Origin of the sequence: Lacrimispora amygdalina (genome assembly GCF_900205965.1) — a bacterium.
GTDB classification, from domain to species: domain Bacteria; phylum Bacillota; class Clostridia; order Lachnospirales; family Lachnospiraceae; genus Lacrimispora; species Lacrimispora amygdalina_A.
The window spans coordinates 563149-583387 of sequence record NZ_OAOF01000001.1 but is presented as its reverse complement, the minus strand read 5'-3'; the positions used below and the strand labels follow the sequence as shown (position 1 = coordinate 583387).

General features: G+C 38.7%; 23 protein-coding genes. 21 read left to right on the top strand and 2 right to left on the bottom strand.

Annotated elements, in window-relative coordinates; translation table 11 throughout:
* The first annotated feature begins 702 nt into the window (after positions 1–702).
* A complete protein-coding gene (locus CRO04_RS02830) occupies positions 703–1617 on the top strand; it encodes an SHOCT domain-containing protein (protein ID WP_166432450.1) in 915 nt (304 codons plus the stop codon).
* Between the two features lie 433 nt (positions 1618–2050).
* On the top strand, positions 2051–2899 hold the full coding sequence (locus tag CRO04_RS02825; RefSeq protein WP_097002697.1) for a hypothetical protein: 849 nt from the start codon (positions 2051–2053) through the stop codon (positions 2897–2899).
* 274 nt (positions 2900–3173) lie between these two features.
* On the opposite strand, the gene CRO04_RS02820 is transcribed toward CRO04_RS02825, so the two are convergent.
* Positions 3174–4217, bottom strand: coding sequence for a DUF6076 domain-containing protein (locus tag CRO04_RS02820; RefSeq protein WP_097002696.1), 1044 nt, complete (start codon positions 4215–4217; stop codon positions 3174–3176).
* A 166-nt stretch (positions 4218–4383) separates the two neighbouring features.
* Between CRO04_RS02820 and CRO04_RS02815 the strand changes: the two genes are divergently transcribed.
* The 14 genes from CRO04_RS02815 to CRO04_RS02755 all read left to right on the top strand — a co-directional run bounded on the left by CRO04_RS02815 (position 4384) and on the right by CRO04_RS02755 (position 13989).
* The gene (locus CRO04_RS02815; protein ID WP_242974316.1) at positions 4384–4593 is read left to right on the top strand and encodes a DUF6462 family protein; all 210 of its coding nucleotides are present in this window, start codon (positions 4384–4386) and stop codon (positions 4591–4593) included.
* Between the two features lie 2 nt (positions 4594–4595).
* Positions 4596–5018, top strand: coding sequence for a hypothetical protein (locus tag CRO04_RS02810; RefSeq protein ID WP_097002695.1), 423 nt, complete (start codon positions 4596–4598; stop codon positions 5016–5018).
* Positions 4972–5796 (top strand): conserved phage C-terminal domain-containing protein, encoded by an 825-nt coding sequence (locus tag CRO04_RS02805; protein ID WP_242974315.1) that lies wholly within the window; start codon positions 4972–4974, stop codon positions 5794–5796. The genes CRO04_RS02810 and CRO04_RS02805 overlap by 47 nt, the downstream gene beginning before the upstream one ends.
* Positions 5786–6475, top strand: a complete 690-nt coding sequence (locus CRO04_RS02800; RefSeq protein ID WP_242974314.1) for an ATP-binding protein — start codon at positions 5786–5788, stop codon at positions 6473–6475. Before CRO04_RS02805 ends, CRO04_RS02800 begins: the two co-directional genes overlap by 11 nt.
* Positions 6476–6524: 49 nt before the next feature.
* Positions 6525–7355: a hypothetical protein gene (locus tag CRO04_RS02795; RefSeq protein ID WP_097002694.1), complete on the top strand. Its 831-nt coding sequence runs from the start codon at positions 6525–6527 to the stop codon at positions 7353–7355.
* Between the two features lie 148 nt (positions 7356–7503).
* Positions 7504–7713 carry a hypothetical protein gene (locus CRO04_RS02790; RefSeq protein WP_097002693.1) on the top strand — a complete coding sequence of 70 codons (210 nt, stop codon included), beginning with the start codon at positions 7504–7506 and terminating at the stop codon, positions 7711–7713.
* Positions 7700–8203, top strand: a complete 504-nt coding sequence (locus CRO04_RS02785) for a hypothetical protein (protein ID WP_097002692.1) — start codon at positions 7700–7702, stop codon at positions 8201–8203. The genes CRO04_RS02790 and CRO04_RS02785 overlap by 14 nt, the downstream gene beginning before the upstream one ends.
* Before the next feature lies 1 nt (position 8204).
* On the top strand, positions 8205–8342 hold the full coding sequence (locus CRO04_RS26065; protein WP_166432449.1) for a hypothetical protein: 138 nt from the start codon (positions 8205–8207) through the stop codon (positions 8340–8342).
* Positions 8343–8439: 97 nt separating this feature from the next.
* Positions 8440–11139 carry a phage tail protein gene (locus CRO04_RS02780; protein ID WP_097002691.1) on the top strand — a complete coding sequence of 900 codons (2700 nt, stop codon included), beginning with the start codon at positions 8440–8442 and terminating at the stop codon, positions 11137–11139.
* A 99-nt stretch (positions 11140–11238) separates the two neighbouring features.
* Entirely contained in the window at positions 11239–11451 is a 213-nt protein-coding gene (locus CRO04_RS02775; RefSeq protein ID WP_097002690.1) for a helix-turn-helix domain-containing protein, read from the top strand.
* 98 nt (positions 11452–11549) lie between these two features.
* The gene (locus CRO04_RS02770; RefSeq protein WP_330400754.1) at positions 11550–11849 is read left to right on the top strand and encodes a hypothetical protein; all 300 of its coding nucleotides are present in this window, start codon (positions 11550–11552) and stop codon (positions 11847–11849) included.
* Positions 11850–11873: 24 nt separating this feature from the next.
* Positions 11874–12752, top strand: coding sequence for a sigma-70 family RNA polymerase sigma factor (locus CRO04_RS02765; protein ID WP_097002689.1), 879 nt, complete (start codon positions 11874–11876; stop codon positions 12750–12752).
* Positions 12753–13439: 687 nt separating this feature from the next.
* Positions 13440–13703: a hypothetical protein gene (locus CRO04_RS02760; protein WP_097002688.1), complete on the top strand. Its 264-nt coding sequence runs from the start codon at positions 13440–13442 to the stop codon at positions 13701–13703.
* A 1-nt stretch (position 13704) separates the two neighbouring features.
* Positions 13705–13989 carry a hypothetical protein gene (locus tag CRO04_RS02755; RefSeq protein ID WP_242974313.1) on the top strand — a complete coding sequence of 95 codons (285 nt, stop codon included), beginning with the start codon at positions 13705–13707 and terminating at the stop codon, positions 13987–13989.
* A gap of 489 nt (positions 13990–14478) precedes the next feature.
* On the opposite strand, the gene CRO04_RS02750 is transcribed toward CRO04_RS02755, so the two are convergent.
* Positions 14479–14694, bottom strand: coding sequence for a helix-turn-helix domain-containing protein (locus tag CRO04_RS02750; RefSeq protein WP_097002687.1), 216 nt, complete (start codon positions 14692–14694; stop codon positions 14479–14481).
* 381 nt (positions 14695–15075) lie between these two features.
* On the opposite strand from CRO04_RS02750, the gene CRO04_RS02745 reads away from it, so the two are divergent.
* The 5 genes from CRO04_RS02745 to CRO04_RS02725 all read left to right on the top strand — a co-directional run bounded on the left by CRO04_RS02745 (position 15076) and on the right by CRO04_RS02725 (position 20219).
* A complete protein-coding gene (locus CRO04_RS02745; protein WP_097002686.1) occupies positions 15076–15351 on the top strand; it encodes a hypothetical protein in 276 nt (91 codons plus the stop codon).
* A 218-nt stretch (positions 15352–15569) separates the two neighbouring features.
* A complete protein-coding gene (locus CRO04_RS02740; protein WP_097002685.1) occupies positions 15570–15791 on the top strand; it encodes a hypothetical protein in 222 nt (73 codons plus the stop codon).
* Between the two features lie 200 nt (positions 15792–15991).
* Positions 15992–17089 carry a tyrosine-type recombinase/integrase gene (locus CRO04_RS02735; RefSeq protein ID WP_166432448.1) on the top strand — a complete coding sequence of 366 codons (1098 nt, stop codon included), beginning with the start codon at positions 15992–15994 and terminating at the stop codon, positions 17087–17089.
* A gap of 160 nt (positions 17090–17249) precedes the next feature.
* On the top strand, positions 17250–18806 hold the full coding sequence (locus CRO04_RS02730; RefSeq protein ID WP_097002683.1) for an ABC-F family ATP-binding cassette domain-containing protein: 1557 nt from the start codon (positions 17250–17252) through the stop codon (positions 18804–18806).
* 411 nt (positions 18807–19217) lie between these two features.
* Complete coding sequence (locus tag CRO04_RS02725; RefSeq protein WP_097002682.1) at positions 19218–20219, top strand: rod shape-determining protein; 1002 nt, start codon at positions 19218–19220, stop codon at positions 20217–20219.
* Positions 20220–20239 lie beyond the last annotated feature (20 nt).

Sequence of the window (20239 nt, the reverse complement as noted above, 5' to 3'; positions counted from 1 at the left end):
TTAAAAAAATCCCTGCGGACTATCCGCAGGGGAATATAAGCATAAGTGCTGGATTTTATTTGCCAAAAAGTGCTGGAAAATAATTTCCATTTTTTGCTGGAAAGTACTTGCCGTTTACAGCAGGCACATGGAAAACCGTGGATGGGTCACTAAATAGTGGGCTTTTTGCTTGCCTTAATAGCTTTTGTCATGTAGAATTATGTTGTTCCAAATAAAAATGGTGTAAAATGGTGCCGAACCATAAATACACTAAGGAAAAGTGAAATATCCCCATAGATAAAGGAGTTTTTTTAATGAGTATATTAAATGTAGAACATTGTTTCGAAACAATTTATCTATGTTTATAGTGTTTTATCTAACTCAAAAAGTATAGTTAAACGGATGATTTCTGTTTATCTCATGTTAACTCTATTTATGTGAAATGGTGTAAAAATGGTGTCAGGCACAAATTTAATATAACGTACTTTTATATCTCGTCACGGTGTTATGAATTCCAGGAATACCGTGACGTTTCATCATGTGGACTTAGAATAACATTTAGATGCCTATAATTCGTCTGATTTACCCTACTGTTTGTATGGCTTGATTACCTTTACATAAATAAATTGCTAAGAAAAAAATACACGTGCAGCATGATTGGTATTTTCTTCTGAGTAATTATATTGTAAAATATTCTATATGATTATAAAACGAGGTGGGGAAATGAGTATAAAAGGAATTACAGAGGATTTGTTTATAGGTAAAAAGGGAATTAGCATCATTACTTTACTTGGAAGCAGAGAAGCGGTGGAATATGTGGATATGAAGCGGATCGACTACAAATATGCTGAAACACGTAGTCCTGGGTTTATCGATTTTATAACTAAAGAAAAAAAGAGAAGATTTAAGTATAATAAGATCTCCAATGATAAAATAGGTCAGGCAATTGACTACATAACAAATGCATGCCCGGAACTATCAATAATTAGCGTGACTAATGAAGATTTGGAGAAAGAGCATAGCGCGATGATATTCATAATTAATGGTCATAAAGAACTGGGCCTTTCCTCCCAAAGCGTAACTATAAAGCAGCGTTCAGATGGCGGAGTGTATTTTAATGACGATAACCGGATCTATTATACCATGACTGATTATGAATGGAGTGGTCCTGAGTACAATAAAATTATTAATGCATCTGGACAGACATCAAGTAATAGTGAGACAAAGAAAAAGGGCAAAGCACTTAAGATCGGATTAGGTGCAGTTATTGGGAGCGCGTTCGGACCTGTCGGAACACTTGTTGGCGGTGCTATGGGAGCAGGAAGTAAAGGAAAATCCAAAACTGTGGGAGCCGCAAGCACGAACTCTACTACAGTTGAAAGGCAGGTAGAGAACGATACAATAGCTTTTTTAACCCTGGAGAATCCTGAAACAGGAGAATCTTTTAAGTTATCTGTGAAATGCAATACTGATATAGATGCTAAACTGAAATGCTTTAAAATACAAACGCATGTAACGGCCACTGGGGCGGTAAAAGCATTGGAGGAGATAAAAGCATTAAAAGATTTGCTTGATATGGGAGCAATTTCAGAAATCGAATTTAATGAAAGAAAACAAAAGATATTAAACAATATGTGAGAATAAGTTCAATGTTAAATGCGGACTTGGAATGAAATATAACCCTTTAAACTGTTATAACAAGATGTAAGGATATAAATATTGATTTATCGGTAAAGATTGCAAGAACTAGGAGGGGGAGTTTAAAAAGGCATATATTGAAGTGAAGGAATGAGAGGGAGCACCTGGGAAACTGGGTGCTTTTCTTTTGGAAAAAATTGGTGTATGATAAATGTGTCTTTGGAGGTACAAATGAAAAAATTATATAGAACTAATAAAACTTCGCTTAACATCGGCAGAGGTTCTAAAAGAAGATAAAGAAGAGCTAAGAAATACTAAATGGTTAGCAGAATTTATAAAAGGTGCAATAGTTTCAGTTATGACTATAACCATTTTGTTTTGTTTGCGCCAATATTCGCCAGGGAATAAGAGTGGGGCTGAGTTGGAGAAATATTTGAAAAGTAAAATATGTGCTAACATAAAAGAAACTTCAATTAATGATATGAAGATTGTTATACCTTACAATGGATGGTATGAATCAGTATCAGATTCCAATGTATTAGTGACTTATAGTGAGTTCACCACTGAAAAAAACAAGGGGAGAGTTATTGCTTTATTTGAAAGAAAGAATGAAAGTTTACTCAATCAAATTATAGGTTCCAGTCCAGCTTATGATATCTCATATATAAGATATTTTGTAGATGAATACCCCGATAATAATATTCTTTATTATACAAACATTGATATAAAAGATATTGATTCGGATGGTAATAATGATATCTTTCTAAGCCTTCAGACAAACTTTGCGACAAGAATCACTCACAGTGAGATATTGTTAACTAAAAAAGATGGTCGATGGAAAATGGTGCTCCCTCAGCCCGACTTATTTGAAGCGGAAGTAGAAGAACTAAATAAAAAGGGCTATAGCCTATCTTATGACACCTTTGTCTTTAAAAACCCAATTGACGATAAGGAAGATATAACATTTGGTTTATCGCATGATGGTGGAGTGTATATTACAAATAGTCCGTTATCTGGAGGAGTTGATTTATGCTATGAAATATCGGCTAATGATGGAACTGCTGATTCTTCTCTTAATTCCCATTATGTCTATATTATGTTTCAATTAAAAAATGGGGAATTAGTAAAAGATGATAACTGGAATGGTGGAAAACCTTTAATACTTAAGTGTGGTGATGATTTTATGAATAATAAAGATCAATATTGGGGATACACTCAAGAAACAAATTTATGGTTTTATAGTTCGCCAAACGCGGAGGAAAACCAAGATAATAAAAAGTAGTTACTTATTAATAATTTATTATAAGCAAAGCCATAAAATTGTTTATAAAAACAAAGTATAAAAATGCCGATAATCCCCATGGAACCTGGCTTTCCATCTCCCCTTCTGGTATAATATCTATAAGCAAATAAAATATTGACGAGTACCCCAGGTCGCAGCCTGGAAGCCATATCAAGGCGTGGAAATAGGACAATCCAGTTTTGGGTTCTCTTTGTTCCTACGCCTTAATATTTTGAATAATCAGAGAGGGGGGATTTTAACCCCGGTTCTTATTTTAGAAAGAATCTTTATTGTCTATTAACCATTTCTTGAATCCTTCAATATCATTCTTGGTAGTAAAATCAGATAATGCTTGCTTGGCAGCTTGTTCCCATGGCTTAAAATGGACTTCCTCATAATTTGTTATGTGAGAGTTATATTTAATTCTGGCTCGCTGTGTTTTATAGGCACTACGATATGCAGTTTTAAATTTATCTTTTTTAAGTTTCGTTTCATAGCCAAGTTCTTTGCAGGTTTTTCCATCTTTATAATAATTATCACAATATTTTTCATCAGAGCGAACTCCAGGAATAAAGTATTTACCACAGTTCTCACATTCTTTAATTGGAATATGATAACTGGCAATCTTAAAATGCTCTAAACCAGCTATTTCAAATAAATCTTCTATACGATAACTCATCGTTATAGTATTATCGCGACTAAGCATTATGTCGCATCTCAAACTTATACTTGTATGACCCAAATTAACATTATAGTTTTTAGCAACTAGATTACAATAATCGCGACAATAATTACAAGCAGTTTCCAATGAATCTAACATGATACATTCATCTATAAGAGTTTTAGCATCACAAATACTACTTCTGATGCGTAACTGCTCATCAGGTAACAGATCATCTGTATTTAACTTGGAATTTAAGGTTACGATTTGATCTAAAAAAACTCTGATTCGCTCTATGGCCTTTGTAAGTTCTAACATCATAATTTGCATTGTAGGTCCATTGACAATTCCAAATTGCCTTTCTAAAATATCTTCAAAATCGTAAAAAAGTATTTCCTCTGAAGTATGTCCATTTATATATAACTGTATTTTATTTCTAAGTTCACCGATTAATAAATTATTATCTATATTCGCAAGCTCAACAAAGATACTTCCGTAAGTTCTAGTTCCCATTACAGTTCTATATTTAGCAGGCTGGTCAGTTTTTTTTAAATGGTTAGTTATATCAGCTATTTCAGTAGATAATTTAATCGGATAATACTGAAATCTATATTGTTTAAGCTCATCATCAATTGTTAAATTAACACAAGTTTGCATAAAGTCCTCCTTTATTAAAATAGACATTCTGTATTTTGTGAATCCATGCAATAGACTGTCTATAAAATATTCAGTGAAAGTCTATCTAAAAATGGGGTTTTGTGGTATCATACCTATATAGACATTTTATATAATGAGTGATAAAAAGTCAATAGGAGGATTCTAAATGAAAGAAAGAGAATGTCAATTAACAACTGGCGGTATGAACGATAAGCGGCTTTTAGACGCCAGTGAGGTATGTTATTACCTAAGTTTGGGAAGAAACCGAGGAATTGAGTTTGCCAAGTCTATCGGTGCAGAGGTTAAAGTAGGGCGGAGATGCCTGTATGACCGTGTGAAACTGGATCAATACCTTAATGAATTAACGGAGGCATGATTATGCAGGATAAAAAATGCACAGGGATAATGAAAAAAAGACAGAATCACCCAATGAAGGCTGCGGCGGCAACTGAAGCCTCAAATTTTATAGTAATAGAGGCACTACAGGCAGGAAAAGAAAATGCTATCAGTACACATGATCTATGTACATATCTTGGATTTGAGAGCGTCCGGGAACTGCAACATGAAATCGCCAGAGAAAGAAAGGCAGGGGCTGTTATATTATCCACTTGCCAAGAGGGAGGAGGTTACTTCCTTCCAGGTACTGACAGTGAAGTCAGGCAGTTCATAAGGACTTTGGAAAACCGGGCTAAGAATACTTTTGTTGCGCTACGTTCAGCCAGGGGATTCTTACGGCAGCAGGAGGTGACCGAAGATGAACAATCCTCAGTTGGAGGACGGTTATACCCGGATAGCGAATGAGTTATTAGAGGCCATCTTCAAAGCTGATTTTAATGGCGCGCAAATGAGAATATTATTTTGCTTGATAAGAAATACCTACGGATATGCACGTAAGGAGTGCGACTTTTCCAACAGCTTTGTAGCGAAAGGGACCGGCCTTAGCAAGAGCAGTATAATTGCAGTAATGAGCAGCTTGCAAGAGGGTAAAGTAATCGAGATTACACAGCAATCAACCTTTAGTAGTCCAAGGAAAGTGAAGTTGAATAAGCACATAGAAGAGTGGTCTACCATACTACCACAGTGGCAGACGTCTACACCGGGTACAGACGTCACTACTACTACAGGTACAGACGTCACTACTACTACAGGTACAGACGTCTGTACCCAAAAAAGAAAGAATATAAAGAAAGATATAAAGAAAGATATAGTCGAGAAGCCTCCTTACAGTGAAATAATTGATTACTTGAACAGCAAAGCAGGAAAAGCGTACCGGTGGCAAGGCAAGGCAACACAGAGCCATATTAACGCCAGATTTGCAGAGGGATACACTTTAAAGGATTTTCAAACGGTAATTGACAATAAGGTGGCAGAGTGGAAGGGCGATAAGATGGAGCAATATCTCAGGCCGGAAACATTATTCGGCAACAAGTTTGAAGGTTATCTCAACCAAGGAAAGGAGAGTGAAGAAAACGGAACTAAAGCCAGGGAATCAACAGCAGATTTTTATCTCAGGAAATACGGTATCAGCATTGATCAAGTCAGTAGACAAAATAGCGGGAGGAGCATTTGTGATATATGATATACCAAACTATGGAGAAACTCAACCGTTTTGGATATCAGATGGAACCATACAAGGTACAGAAGGAAGACGAAGCCAGAGTATGATACCTGCGGAGTATGTTTATAAAAGAGCCAAGGACTTCCAATGGGATATTTACGGAGAGAACATGGAGTTGCAGAAGAAAACGGTAAATGCATTCATTGTAAATTATGCTGATTTTGAAAAACAGGGCCGGGGACTTTATATCTACTCCGAAACGAAGGGATCCGGTAAGACAATGCTGGCCTGCTGCCTGTGTAACGAGATAATTGAGAGATACGGAATTCCAGTGAAATTTATATCGGTGCCTGACTTTGTGGAATTAATCAAGGACAGGAGGGACGAATGCAAAGAAAAGGTTGATAGCTTGTATCAGGTGAGACTTCTTGTCTTAGACGATATCGGAGCACAAACTGGTAAACAGGAGTGGATTGACAATGCTATATTCCGTCTGGTTGATTATCGCAAGCGGGAATTCCTCCCAACTATATTCACAAGCAACTGTGATTCTGACCGGTTAAAAATGGACGACAGAACCGTAGATCGTATAGTTTCAATCTCAACTGACGTAAAGATGCCAGAACGCAGTATTCGCCGAAAAAAGGCAGAAGAAGCCAACCGGAAATTTATCCAAGGACTCCTTACTGCAGAAAATTAAATGTAGTTACTATGGTTTGCAATGCAGTAACTACAGGAAAGGAAAACGGATGTACTGTGTCATACAGGAAATTGCGATCAAAAAGATTCCAGCCGGTGAGCCAAAAGAAATAGAAGTATATGAATCCAACTGGTCAGCAGGTGGGTGGCAAAACACCACATACCGGTATAAATATAGCCAGGAACGCTATGAACGTAAAGTCAGAAAGGCTTATCGTATCAGTATCCATGAAAGTTTCCGGGAGGGCAGCAGGATCCGTAAAAAACAGACGGTAATATGCACCATTGGTTATTATGATCTTGTTGATCTTTCTTGGATCGGTGACTATGTAAGAGGCAGGTGGAGTGATAAAGTTGAAACTATAGGCCTGCCTGAAGAAGAACTTGTTAAAATGATTTACGATAAGCTACAGCCCCTTATTGACCAAGCGGAAGCAGAATATCATCAGACTGAGGAATACAAGGCCCAAGAGGAACACAGCCGTATATTAAAAGAGCATCGTCAGAGAGTAGAAGATTTTAAAAATAAGTATGATGCAGGCGAGAATGATTATGACCAGTGTTTTGATGTATTCGGGACCTTAAGAAGCCCAGATCGCTTAAAGGAAATTGAAGAGAGTTATAGGCAAAAGCAGGAATATGAGCGTAAAAGCCAAGAAAACAGCCGTAGTTATTATGATAATTCGTACAGTAACTACAATCAGACCGGATCAAAAGGATTTAATCCAATGGGGAGCCAGGTGGGAGAGGATAACAAAGCTATCTTTAAGCAGTTTTATAGGACGCTGTCCAAGATATATCACCCGGATAGTAATCCCGGAAAGGATACGTCTGAGGAGATGAAAGCCCTTAATCAACTAAAAACTGATTGGGGAGTGTAATAACTACAAGACAAGAACTACCTAAATCAATGACGCAAGTCATGAAAATAAAAAAAGAAAGGAATTATTATGATTGTAATAGGTGTTTTATTATTTACTATTGTTTGCGAATTGGCAGCGATTTACGGAAAGATGGAGGAGAAACACGATGGGAATTAATTTATTGGGAAGTTGTCTTGCTTCCTGCAAAGAGATAGTCCAAGACATTGGAACCACTGAACCAGTGGATAAGGCGGCGATAAAGGCCGGAATGCACAATCTTTCAGAATCAATGGAGCAGACCAGAAAAGAGTTATCAAAGAAGCAGGAAAAGAAGAAAAAGAGTTTAGAAAGGCGGAACACAAATGGCAGGTATTAATTTTAATGATGGATTTGAGACTTTTACAATCAATGAGGATCTGAACCGAGTTATTAGAATAAACCCCAAAGATGGAAATATATTAACCAGATTCGAAGAAGCCATGAGAGACTTAAGCAGCGAAAGCGAGAAGTTAACGGATATTAAGGTAAAGGCTGACGGTACCCCGGGAGAAGTCAACGAAGCATCGCTTAGAGAAAGCGCCGACAAGCTGCGCAACTTTAACCGGTTAATCAATGAAAAATTGAATTACATATTTAATGCGGATGTCACAGAAGCGGCATTCGGGAAGCAGTCCCCCTTATCACTGGTTGGTCCAGACAATCGTTTCCTGTTTGAAGTATTTCTGGAAGCGGCACTGGAAGCCGTAAAAGAGAAGTTGGAGGAATCTATAAAAGATAGTGAACGGCGTATTGGCAAGTATACTGATAAGTATAAAAGGGCAGCAGGAGGAAGCAAGAAAAGAACTTCCACAGCGGGGCAGGTGTAATATGGATCCGGATAAGAAAATGATAGAAGCCATTAAAGCAATTCTGGAAAGGGGAAACACGGCTGAGATCAAGAGAAGAAGGAATGATGTAATTATATTGGAAGTAGTAAAAAAAATAGAATATCAAAATGATAGATAAAATGGTATCTATGAAAGGCTAAACGGAGCCGGTGACTTGTGAATGATATGCAGGTTGCCGGCTTTTTCTGTCCACAAGAAGGGAAAGGTTCAAAACAGTGAGACCAGATGGAAGCATTATTATTGATACAAGAATTAACTCGAGCGGAGCAGAAAAGGGCGTAGGGGAAATAAAGTCTTCGCTATCAAAATTAGGCGGTACAGTAAAAAGAATTGGGACCCTTATTTTCACAGCATTTGCCGTAAAACAGATTGTACAGTTTGGAAAAGAGTGTTTAAAGCTAGGTTCTGATCTGGCTGAGGTTCAAAACGTAGTTGATGTGACATTTCCGAGTATGACAAAAAGAGTAGATGAATTTGCTAGGGCCGCAGCCGATTCTTTTGGATTATCTGAAACAATGGCTAAAAAGTATGTAGGAACGTTTGGGGCCATGTCTAAATCATTTGGCTATTCAGAAAGCGCAGCTTATGACATGGCAACGGCTCTGACCGGCTTAACCGGAGATGTAGCGTCTTTTTATAATATATCGCAGGACGAAGCCTATACTAAGCTGAAAAGCGTATTTACAGGGGAAACGGAAAGCCTCAAAGAATTAGGCGTAGTAATGACGCAGAATGCCCTGGATCAGTTTGCGCTTGCGAAAGGATTTGGAAAAGTAACCGACAAAATGACAGAGCAAGAAAAAGTCTCATTGCGGCTGCAATTTGTGCAGGAAAAGCTATCTGCAGCCAGCGGCGACTTTGCTCGTACTTCCGATTCGTGGGCGAATCAAGTCAGAGTATTACAACTAAGATTACAATCATTAAAGGCTACTATTGGTCAGGGCTTTATTAATCTGTTTACACCCATAATCAAATCTATAAATGTATTTCTTGAAAAATTGTCAGTGGCTACCACAGCATTTAAAAATTTTACTGAAACAATTATGGGAAAAACTACCGTAAGCACAGGAATATCACAGGAAGCTAGTAACGTTGCTGATATACAAAGTGGTTATGAGGGAGCGGCACAGGGAGCGGAGGATTTCGCCGATGGCGTAAAAGATGCAAATAAGCAGGTTAAAAAGTCATTGGCTCCGTTTGATAATTTAATACAGATCCAGAAGGAATCTAAGGATACAACAAATAACAATGGTGAAACTACTACACCGGGGATTCCGATTGAAGGTGAACAGAGTGATTCTCCATTCTTAAATAATGTCTTAGAAAAATTGGATGATATTAAAGCCAGATTATTAGAAATTGGTGATATTTTCAAATCTGGATTTTGGGAAGGATTTGGAAATTATAAGCCAATTATAAATGAGTTAATTAGCGATTTGCAGAGCATTGGTTCACATTTAAGAGAAATATTTACCGATGCCGATGTGATGGCAGCTGCAGAACGATTTGTAAACTCTTTTGCTGGCATGGTAGGGAAGCTGGTCGGATCTATTGCAAGCATAGGATTAACTATTGCCACTAATCTGGTGGGTGGAATGGAAAGTTATCTTTCCCAGAATACCGAGCGTATTAAGGGCTGGATTGTTAGAATGTTTAATATTGGAACTGAGATCAACACGATATTGGGTGATTTCTTTGTGGCATTCGCTGATGTATTTAGCGTATTCTCCACTCAGACGGCACAGGACATAACCGGTTCTGTCATTCAGATATTCGCCGATGTGTTTGGAGGTGTACTGGAACTTGCCGCCAAATTCACTAGAGACATACTTGATATGATGCTTACTCCATTTACAGAAAACAAAGATCTGATCAAACAGTCAATCAGTGAAACATTGGAACCAATACAAGTCGTTGTGGAGACCATAGCATCTACAGTACGTCAGCTCGTAGATGGTATAATGAAATTATATGACGAATATATTCACCCTCTTTTTGTTTCAATCCGTGAAGGTTTATCGAAAATATTAAAATTATTGTTAGAGGCCTATAATGAGTACATAGTTCCTATCTTGGATAAATTGGCAAAGAAATTCAAGGAAGTCATGGAGGGACCGGTTGGTGATGCTATTGACAGCGCATTAAAGTTTTTGGGAAAATTAGTAAAAGCGATTCAACTCTTATGGGAAGAAGTCCTGCTGCCGTTTGTTTTATGGTTAATTAAAACACTGGTTCCGATATTAGCACCCATAATAGAAACAATAGGAAATGTTTTTCTAAATGTATTTGGCGGAATAGCAAACATAGTCAGTGCTGTATTTGATATTCTGAGTGGCTTAATTGATTTTATCGTTGGAGTTTTCACAGGAGATTGGGAAAAGGCATGGCTTGGAATTAAGGAGATATTTGGTGGTATATGGAAAGGAATTAAAGCAATTATTGAAACAATCATTAACAGCATTGTTGACATTGTGGAGGGGCTTGTTAAAACTGTTGCTACAGCGATTGAGAAAGTGATTGGTTATTTCAATGATGGAGAAAAGAAAGCGAAATCCAGTACAACCGGTGGTTATGGAGGTGGTGGGAGAACATTTTCATCGTATCAGAGTAAACCTTATGCTGCATATTCTTCTTATGTCCCACAGCTTGCAACTGGCACTGTAGTTCCTCCAAAGGCTGGTAACTTCCTTGCAATGCTTGGAGATAACAACAAAGACTATGAGGTTGTATCCCCACTTGAAACCATGAAGCAGGCGTTTAAGGATGCAATTGGAGAAATGGGCGGCGTTGGCGGTAATCGTCCGATTACAGTTGTAATGGAATTAGACGGTACAAAGTTTGGGCAGGCAGTTTATAAGGCGAACAACAGCGAGACACAGCGCGTAGGCGTAAGAATGGTAACGAACGGGGGGTGATTTTATTGGATTGTGATTCAATTGTTAAGGGGAGGGGACCACCCCAATAATAATTGCTAATAATTAACTAAAACAAATACAAATGCGGAGGAACGAAAGATGATAGAGCCATATAAGAAAATTTATACAGTAAAAGAAGCAGCAGAGGTATTACTTGTCAATTCAGATACGGTACGTGGTTTTATACGTAAAGGAGAACTTATAGGCTTAAAGCTTGGGGCATTAAAGATCAGGGGGACTGACCTTGAAGCATTTATTGAAAAATATCCGGCATACAATCCAGAAATAATGGAAAGCAGCACTGAGGAATAAAACCAGGTAATCTCATAAAATCCATTTATATATTTATGAAACTTATAATTAAATCCATAGCTTAAGCAAGGCTTGATATTGCATAGAAAAGAGGATAAATGGACGTATTAGAAGAAGTAGTAATGCTAAAAGACTCTCGACATATAGCTGATAGAGTGGCACGAATAATTTTAAGCGCAGCTCAATACCCGGAGTTTGGCATTGGTGGTGTTCCAATTGTAACAGCTGCAGAAGTTTACGGAAAAGATCCTACATGGGTACGACAGGGTATTGAAGATGGGTGGTTGCCTATTGGACACATGACGCGAAGTGGTAACAAAAGGATTTTTTTATATCCCCTAAGAAGCTATGGGAAGATACTGGATACATTTGGAAAGGTTAATTACTGTGAAAATTGATTGAAAGTAGGGAGGCAGCAGGATATGACCAACGAAGAACTTGTGAACTTGATTAAAGCCGGCATAAACCCGGAAGAGAATATGCTTATTCTGTATAACCAGGTTAAGGGCTTTATTTATTCAATCGCTTTAAGGTATCGTGGATTGGGAGAAATAGAGGATTTAGAGCAGGAGGGATTCCTTTCTTTATACGATGCCATAAATGGCTATGATCCCAGCACCGGAAATAAATTTCTCACCTATGCGCAGTACTGGATTATCCAAGGGATTAAACGGTACATAGAACGTAATTCCTGCTGCCTGCGCCTTCCATCACAGATCCAGGGAAGATTACGGAGATATAAGCAGATCTGTGATTCATTTACAAAAGAATTTGGTCGGGACCCCTCAGAGGACGAGATTGCCGCCTTTATGGGGTTAAGTATAGAACAAGTCAGGGATATACATAAAAACGCCAATAAGGCTAATTTGGTAAGCCTGGACGCGCCTGTAAAGGGATTTGAAGAGGAGGGATTCACAACCGGTGACAATATTCCATCTGATGAAGATATGGAAGAAGTTATAATTGATGGAATGCAGCAGGAGCAGATTAAAACGGTGATATGGGAGTGTGTAGACAGCTTAGAAGGAATGCAGCCGGAAGTAATTCGCAAACGTTATCAAGACAATATGACACTGGAAGCGATAGGGAAAGAATGCGGAGTACCTAAAAGCGCAGTCCGGCGAGATGAAGCAAAAGCAATGCGTGAACTACGTAAGCCTGTGAATGACAGAAAGCTTCGTCCGTTCTTACCTGAAGCAGAAATAATCTATAGCATTGGTATGAGGGGGACCGGCGTAGAAAGGTTTAATCAGACATGGACCAGCGCAACGGAAAGGGCGGCTCTTTGCTTTGAGGCATGACAGGTCGTATTTTACGAGGTCTCCTGGTAGATTTTAGTAAACTTCTGGAACCCATAAAGGTGTTTCCAAATTGGCAACGCCTTTAGCTTATATAAATACATAGATGTTAGAAAATGTTAGAATTCAAAACGAACGCTAACATTTGATAAGGTTGGATCTCCTATATTATCTCCTATTACAGCTACAGAAGATAAGAAAATGTATGTAAAAGACTGGACACAAAACCCTTGTAAATCCTTGTATGATCCTAGTAAATGCTAGTCAAAATGCTGGAAAATGCTAGAGTAAAATGAGCCTTAGAATATGGGAAGTATACAGGTAATTGCTTGTAATAAGGGCTTTTTTTAATAATAAATAATTGTAAAGGAAAACGAACGCTTTAAACGAATGTTGCAATAGAACGTTCGGCATCTTGTAGCGGTAAATTCCACTGTTATTAAATAAGCTGACACGGCGCTTTACCGACTCAGAGCAAGTATGCATCAGCTGTTACGATAGCTGAGATATTGCAGGGTTACCACATTTTGGAGTATCCTTATAAGTGCAGGAATGATTTTAGACTTGTCGTTTTAACTTAGCATGCCGTTATAGCACATATAGGCTTTTATGGGGGGGGGGACTGTGCTGAGAATCTTTATTTTACTTGGGTATCAGAGAATACAATATAGCAAAAATTGAGGTGATATTATGCAAAACATTACAATTAAAGCAGGAGTAACAGAACAATATTTTGTAATCATGGCATCAGTGTTTTATTTGGAAGAGACAAAGAACTATGAGGGGATATTGCTGTTAAAGGAGAAGGGAAAAGAACACGCGAGATATGGGGCAAGTGATATCAAGATACAATCAAAATGCAAGGAAACTGCGTTTAAGCAGCTGCGGCAGATTGCGGAGATGTACCCACCAAAACAAGACTTAAAAGTTATAGATGCTACAGGAGGTCTGTGAAATGAGTGATATTGTAGAGAGATACCGCCTTTCGCTATTAATGAAAGATAAGGAGAATGGCGGTAAAAAGAAAAAGCTTCGTTGGAATACCGCGACAGAAGTACGGCGGTCCCTGGCAAAGATTAATAACATGGTACTGAATGGGGAGATCACGGCAAAGGAAGCGAATTCAATTTTTTATTCTGCAAACCTGGTTCTGAAAGCGCTGGAGCAGGAAGCCCAGCTTAAAGAGGGAACCGGAGGCGCTGTAACGGCTGCAGCAGGTCAGAGCCGACAATTCGGCTGAGATATATTGTTTTTTATGAAGCATGGGAAATCCCACTGTAATTACATAACAGCCACCCATACTGTTTTAATACTATTACTCCTGGTTGATTTCCCCAACTTATTGGGGAAGGATCCAAAGCAAGTGGAGCGGAATATTCCGTTGTAATGAGTTGCCCTGCTGCCGGGAAAAGTAATTGCACATTGAAATGGGATATGTTACCATAGGGACATGGAACAATCGTGTTACAGGGTGTGTTGACCTCATTCTATGATAGAATGGGGGTGGTGCTGATGAAGTTTGACTTTAAAGATCTTATGACCTTTGGTCTTTTCGTTCTGGCATTACTTACATTCGTTTTTACGTTTAGTAAGTAGCAATACATAAGAAAAACCACCCTGATACTTGACCGGTACGGGTGGCTTCTCTATCCTAATTCGGGTCAACCCCTTGTGGGCGGTTGTTCCTTCTATAATTCTAATATAGCATATACGCAATGGTATTTCAAGCCTATTCTTCCTTGTCAGGTACATATTCCATTAAATCACCGGGTTGACAGCTTAATGCTTTACATAATTTTGATATAGTTTTGCTGTCAAGTCCGCCAGTTCCATTTTTAAGAGCTGTTAAAGTTCCTTGTCCTATTAGCTTTTCTTTTCTAATTCTGTATGTGGTCCATCCTTGTTCTTCAAGGAGAATAAAAAGTTTCTTATAACTGATTGCCAATGTATTCCCTCCCTTCCCTGGTCGATTTAGGCGTTATAAAATAGGCGCATCTTTTCCATGTTAAGCATATTATAGCACTTGATGTGCACAAAAACAAGTGTACAAATGTAACGAAATAATCACTTAATTTTGTGCATAACGCCACTTGAACAATCACTTAACTTTGTGTATAATAAGTACATAAGATAACAAAACAGTAAAGCACCGATAACCCCGAAAAGGTTATGAACTTCCAGTCAATATACCTGTGAGTGAGCAATGGCAAAACCAATAGTCAGGAAGATTACAGGAACGGTGTAAGGATTCAATCCCGGTGAGGAGGTGCCAAAGCTGGCGAACAATAGACCGGTAAGAATCGGCAAGGAGGAAGGAGCGCACACAATGTCGGAGAAAACGTTACTTAAAAAGGTTAATAGCTTGAAAGAATTAGAGATCCAGAAGAAATCTATTGAAAAGCAGATGGCGGTCCTGCAGGAAGAAATAAAGAAGGAGTTGGAAGCCAGAGGATCAGAGGAGGCAGCAATAGGTGACTGGATCGTGAGATTTAAGGCGGTAATGAGTAATAAGTTTAACAGTAAAGCCTTTGCAGCAGACCACCCGATACTTTACAAAAAGTATATGGCTCCTGCACAGACCATGAGATTCACTGTACAGTAGGTGCACAGCGATTAATAAATGAAACTGCGGCAGCAGGCGTATAACGGCAATTACATAATCCTGCTGCCAAACGCACCATAAATAAAAACCCCGTGCATCGGCAAACGCACAGGGATAATGAAAAAATATACCCGATCACACACCAATGCGATAAGGATAATTAGATTATATCATAGAATTATTACTTTGCAACCAAAAGCTAAGGAGGGTAATTTAAAATGAATAAAGAAGAATTTAGAATGAATGAAGAGGATAAGCAGCTTATTAAAGATATGGCTATGGAATTCGTTAATTATAGCCTTGATGATATGGAAGTAGTAAAAACCATTCTTTTAAAAAATTTAGAGAATGAAGAGGATGTGGAAGCGTTAAAACATTGCGCTACCCGAATAATAGATATAGCTATTCAAGCAAAGAGAAGACTGGCATATAAATTATAGGAAAACAATAATCTTTTGATTCAATGAGGTTGAAAAAAGTTGAAAGAGTGCGGCATATAGCAGTTTTGGTGTTGCACTCTTTATAAGGAGTAAATAATATGGCATTAGATAAAAGCGGGAAAATGTTACCTAAAGGAATCACCTTGCGTTCAGACGGCAGATACATGGGGCGCTTTACCTATGCTGGTGAACGGTATACCTTGTATGATGATGATAACCCAAAACGTCTAAAGAAAGCTCTGGAAGATATGCGATATGAGTTAGAGCATGGAATTAGGGGAAAAGTAAATAATGTTACGTTGGATAAGTGGGTTGAAATCTGGTTGACAGAGTATAAGGCTAATACTGTAAAAGAATCCACATATTTGCTGTACAGGAATTATTATGAGTGGTATATCAAGCCTCAAATAGGAAGATTGAAAATTAAAGATATAAAAAATGTGCATATTCAGAAGATATTTAATGCGATGAAAGACAAGGAACTTTCTTTAAATACCATGAAGAAAACTTATTCTATCATCTATGATATTTTGAATTATGCGCTCAACAATGATATTATCCTTAAAAATCCATGCGTTGGTATAGCATTACCGAAGCAAAGAGTTAAGAAGCGGAGAGTAATGACAACGGCAGAACAGGAGATTTTTGAAGGAGCGATGCAGGGCTCTACTTATGAAAATGTATATAAGGTTGCATTATGTTCCGGTATGCGTATAGGCGAGATTCTGGGGCTTACCTGGGCAGACGTAGATTTTGAAAACAGTCTTATATCTGTAAACAGGACATTACTGTATTATCAATCAAGAAAAGGTGAAAAATGCTTACCTAAATTTCAGGAACCAAAAACAAAGGCCGGAAAAAGAAGTATACCAATGCTTACTCAGATGACCAGAGTATTAAAGTTGCAGAAGCTCCAGCAAAATACGCAAAGGGTTGAACTGGGAATTAACTATCAGGAGTTGGAAGGATTTGAAAATCTTGTATTTACCACGAAATTTGGAAAGCCTGTATATGAGAGTTATATAAACGAAAATCTCAAATATATAGTTTCACATATTAATAAGCAGGAGATTAGGAAAGCCAAAGAAGAGGGGCGAGAGCCGGCTGTATTTGAAAAGATAACGCCTCATACATTACGTCACACATTTGCAACCAGAGCATTTGAAAAGGGAATGAAACCAAAGACTGTGCAGGAAATATTAGGCCATAGCAGTTTGAGTATGACAATGGATTTATACACTCATGTTACAGAAGAAACAAAAGTTGAAGAAATGAAGAAGTTAGAAAGACAAGCATAATAAATAAGGCTCACTTAATCGTGGGCTTTTTGCTTGCCTTAATTGCTTTTGTCATGTAAAATTATGATGTTCCAAATAAAAATGGTGTAAAAATGGTGTCAAACCATAAAATACACTAAGAAAAAATGAAAAGTATCCGCATAGATAAAGGAGTTTTTTAATGAGTATATTAAACGTAGAACATTTAACACATGGATTCGGAGACCGCGCTATTTTTCAGGACGTATCCTTCCGGTTATTAAAAGGAGAGCACATCGGTCTGATCGGTGCGAATGGAGAGGGAAAATCCACATTTATGAATATCATAACGGCAAAGCTTCAGCCGGATGAAGGAAAAGTTGAGTGGGCTAAGAGAGTAAGAGTCGGCTATCTGGACCAGCATACGGTTTTGGAAAAAGGAATGACCATCCGCGACGTATTGAAAAGTGCATTTGCCTTTCTGTTTCAGATGGAGGAACAGATGAATGATATCTGTGACCGGATGGGAGAAGCGGACGAAGAAACCATGAATTCCATGATGGAAGAACTGGGGACAATCCAGGATCTTTTAATGGCTCATGATTTTTATATAATTGATTCCAAGGTGGAGGAAGTAGCAAGAGCATTGGGATTAAGTGATATGGGACTTGATAAGGACGTAACGGAATTAAGCGGAGGCCAGAGAACCAAGGTTCTGTTAGGAAAGCTTCTGCTTGAGAAACCGGATATTCTTCTTCTGGACGAGCCTACCAATTACCTGGATGTTCAGCACATTGAATGGCTGAAACGTTATCTGGTGGAATATGAAAATGCATTTATTCTGATTTCCCATGATATCCCGTTCTTAAACAGCGTGGTAAATATTATCTATCATATGGAAAATCAGGCATTGGACCGTTATGTTGGAGACTATGATAAGTTCCAGGAGGTTTATGCGGTAAAACGGGCGCAGCTGGAATCCGCGTATAAGAGACAGCAGCAGGAGATTGCAGAGCTGGAGGATTTTGTGGCGCGTAACAAGGCCCGGGTTTCCACCAGGAACATGGCAATGTCCAGACAAAAGAAGTTAGATAAGATGGAAGTGATTGAACTGTCTAAGGATAAGCCCAAGCCTGAGTTTCATTTTATGGAAGCACGTACAGCCGGAAAGATTATTTTTGAAACCAGAGACCTGGTAATCGGATATGAAGAACCATTGTCCAGACCATTGAATCTGAACCTGGAAAGAGGGGAAAAGGTGGTTTTATCAGGGGCCAACGGAATTGGTAAAACCACTCTTTTAAAGAGTATTCTGGGACTGATCCCTTCCTTAAATGGAAGCGTGGAGCTGGGAGATTATCTTTCCATTGGTTATTTTGAACAGGAGATGGCACCTGGTAATACGACTACCTGTATTGAAGAGATCTGGAAAGAGTTCCCTTCCTATACCCAGTATCAGGTCCGTTCTGCACTTGCCAAATGCGGTCTGACTACCAAGCACATTGAAAGCCAGGTGCGGGTGCTCAGCGGAGGTGAGCAGGCGAAGGTCCGTTTATGCAAGCTGTTAAACAGAGAAACGAATGTTCTGCTTTTAGATGAGCCGACCAACCATCTTGATGTGGAAGCAAAAGAAGAACTGAAAAGGGCGCTGAAGGAATACAAGGGAAGCATTCTATTAATCTGCCATGAGCCGGAATTTTATGATGGACTTGCCACGAAGGTGATAGACTGCAGAGAGTGGGCACTTAAGTTATCCTGATAATAGTAAAATGGGATTTGATATTCTTGAAGATAATCAGGTCCCATTTTTGGATAAAAAAAATCCGTCTCCATCAATTGGAAACGGGTTATAATCTTTTAGGGGGGCCGGACGGTTTGCACCGTCCGGTATGAGTATGAAAAAGCTTTGTGATTTCAAGTAAGTTACTTGAAACAAAAGGCCCGTCATCCTTTCGGATAACGTATTATCAGTATATGATATAAATGTGAAGAAAATGTGTACCACACATTAAAAAAACATAAACAAAATAAAAATTAAAAAAACCCTTTCAAAACGTGGGGTTATTGTATATAATAAGATGGAAAATATGACTTCATTTACTAATTAACATAAATTTGAAGATAAAGGAAGCCCTGGGAACAGGATACAGCGAACAGGAGGAAGATTATTATGATGTCGAATGACATTGGAATTGATTTGGGTACAGCGAGCATACTGGTTTATATCAAAGGCAAGGGTGTGGTTTTAAAAGAGCCGTCAGTTGTGGCGATAGACCGTGATACCAATAAAATTAAGGCAATCGGAGAAGAAGCCAGACTGATGATTGGAAGAACTCCCGGTAATATTGTAGCAGTCAGACCTTTGCGCCAGGGTGTAATTTCCGATTACACAGTAACGGAAAAGATGCTGAAGTATTTTATCAACAAAGCAGTAGGAAAGAAAACATTAAGAAAACCAAGAATCAGTGTCTGCATACCAAGCGGAGCGACTGAAGTTGAAAAAAAAGCGGTTGAGGATGCAACCTATCAGGCAGGAGCCAGAGAAGTGGCTATCATTGAGGAACCGGTGGCAGCTGCCATCGGTGCCGGTATTGATATTTCCAAGGCATGCGGTAATATGATCGTGGATATTGGCGGCGGAACTTCCGATATTGCAGTGATATCATTAGGCGGTACTGTTGTGAGCACCTCCATTAAGGTTGCTGGTGATGATTTTGACGAGGCGCTTGTCCGTTATATGCGTAAGAAACACAATCTTCTTATCGGAGAAAGAACAGCGGAAGAGATCAAGATTAACATTGGAGCTGCTTACCGCAGACCAGAAGTTTTAACTATGGAAGTAAGAGGAAGAAACTTAGTAACAGGGCTTCCTAAGACGATTGTTGTCACTTCGGACGAGACCCTTGATGCGTTAAAAGAGCCTGCAATGCAGATTGTGGATGCGGTTCATAACGTTCTGGAGAGAACTCCGCCTGAACTTGCTGCCGATATTTTTGACAGAGGGATTGTCTTAACAGGAGGCGGTTCTTTATTAAGCGGTCTGGACGCCCTGATCGAAGAGAAGACAGGCATTACTACTATGATTGCAGAGGATCCGCTGACTGCAGTTGCAATTGGAACCGGTAAATTTATTGAGTTTACTCATGGCGGAAACAGTAAAACAGAATTTTAATCAGGGAACGTTTGTATTGA

Coding starts and splice junctions, on each gene's coding strand:
- CRO04_RS02820 (WP_097002696.1), bottom strand. CDS start 4,217: ATGCAAACTTGTGTTAATTTAACAATTGATGATGAGCTTAAACAATAT.
- CRO04_RS02770 (WP_330400754.1), top strand. CDS start 11,550: ATGGACGTATTAGAAGAAGTAGTAATGCTAAAAGACTCTCGACATATA.
- CRO04_RS02785 (WP_097002692.1), top strand. CDS start 7,700: ATGGCAGGTATTAATTTTAATGATGGATTTGAGACTTTTACAATCAAT.
- CRO04_RS02740 (WP_097002685.1), top strand. CDS start 15,570: ATGAATAAAGAAGAATTTAGAATGAATGAAGAGGATAAGCAGCTTATT.
- CRO04_RS02815 (WP_242974316.1), top strand. CDS start 4,384: ATGAAAGAAAGAGAATGTCAATTAACAACTGGCGGTATGAACGATAAG.
- CRO04_RS02725 (WP_097002682.1), top strand. CDS start 19,218: ATGATGTCGAATGACATTGGAATTGATTTGGGTACAGCGAGCATACTG.
- CRO04_RS02765 (WP_097002689.1), top strand. CDS start 11,874: ATGACCAACGAAGAACTTGTGAACTTGATTAAAGCCGGCATAAACCCG.
- CRO04_RS02795 (WP_097002694.1), top strand. CDS start 6,525: ATGTACTGTGTCATACAGGAAATTGCGATCAAAAAGATTCCAGCCGGT.
- CRO04_RS02790 (WP_097002693.1), top strand. CDS start 7,504: ATGGGAATTAATTTATTGGGAAGTTGTCTTGCTTCCTGCAAAGAGATA.
- CRO04_RS02775 (WP_097002690.1), top strand. CDS start 11,239: ATGATAGAGCCATATAAGAAAATTTATACAGTAAAAGAAGCAGCAGAG.
- CRO04_RS02805 (WP_242974315.1), top strand. CDS start 4,972: ATGAACAATCCTCAGTTGGAGGACGGTTATACCCGGATAGCGAATGAG.
- CRO04_RS02755 (WP_242974313.1), top strand. CDS start 13,705: ATGAGTGATATTGTAGAGAGATACCGCCTTTCGCTATTAATGAAAGAT.
- CRO04_RS02745 (WP_097002686.1), top strand. CDS start 15,076: ATGTCGGAGAAAACGTTACTTAAAAAGGTTAATAGCTTGAAAGAATTA.
- CRO04_RS02810 (WP_097002695.1), top strand. CDS start 4,596: ATGCAGGATAAAAAATGCACAGGGATAATGAAAAAAAGACAGAATCAC.
- CRO04_RS02760 (WP_097002688.1), top strand. CDS start 13,440: ATGCAAAACATTACAATTAAAGCAGGAGTAACAGAACAATATTTTGTA.
- CRO04_RS26065 (WP_166432449.1), top strand. CDS start 8,205: ATGGATCCGGATAAGAAAATGATAGAAGCCATTAAAGCAATTCTGGAA.
- CRO04_RS02830 (WP_166432450.1), top strand. CDS start 703: ATGAGTATAAAAGGAATTACAGAGGATTTGTTTATAGGTAAAAAGGGA.
- CRO04_RS02730 (WP_097002683.1), top strand. CDS start 17,250: ATGAGTATATTAAACGTAGAACATTTAACACATGGATTCGGAGACCGC.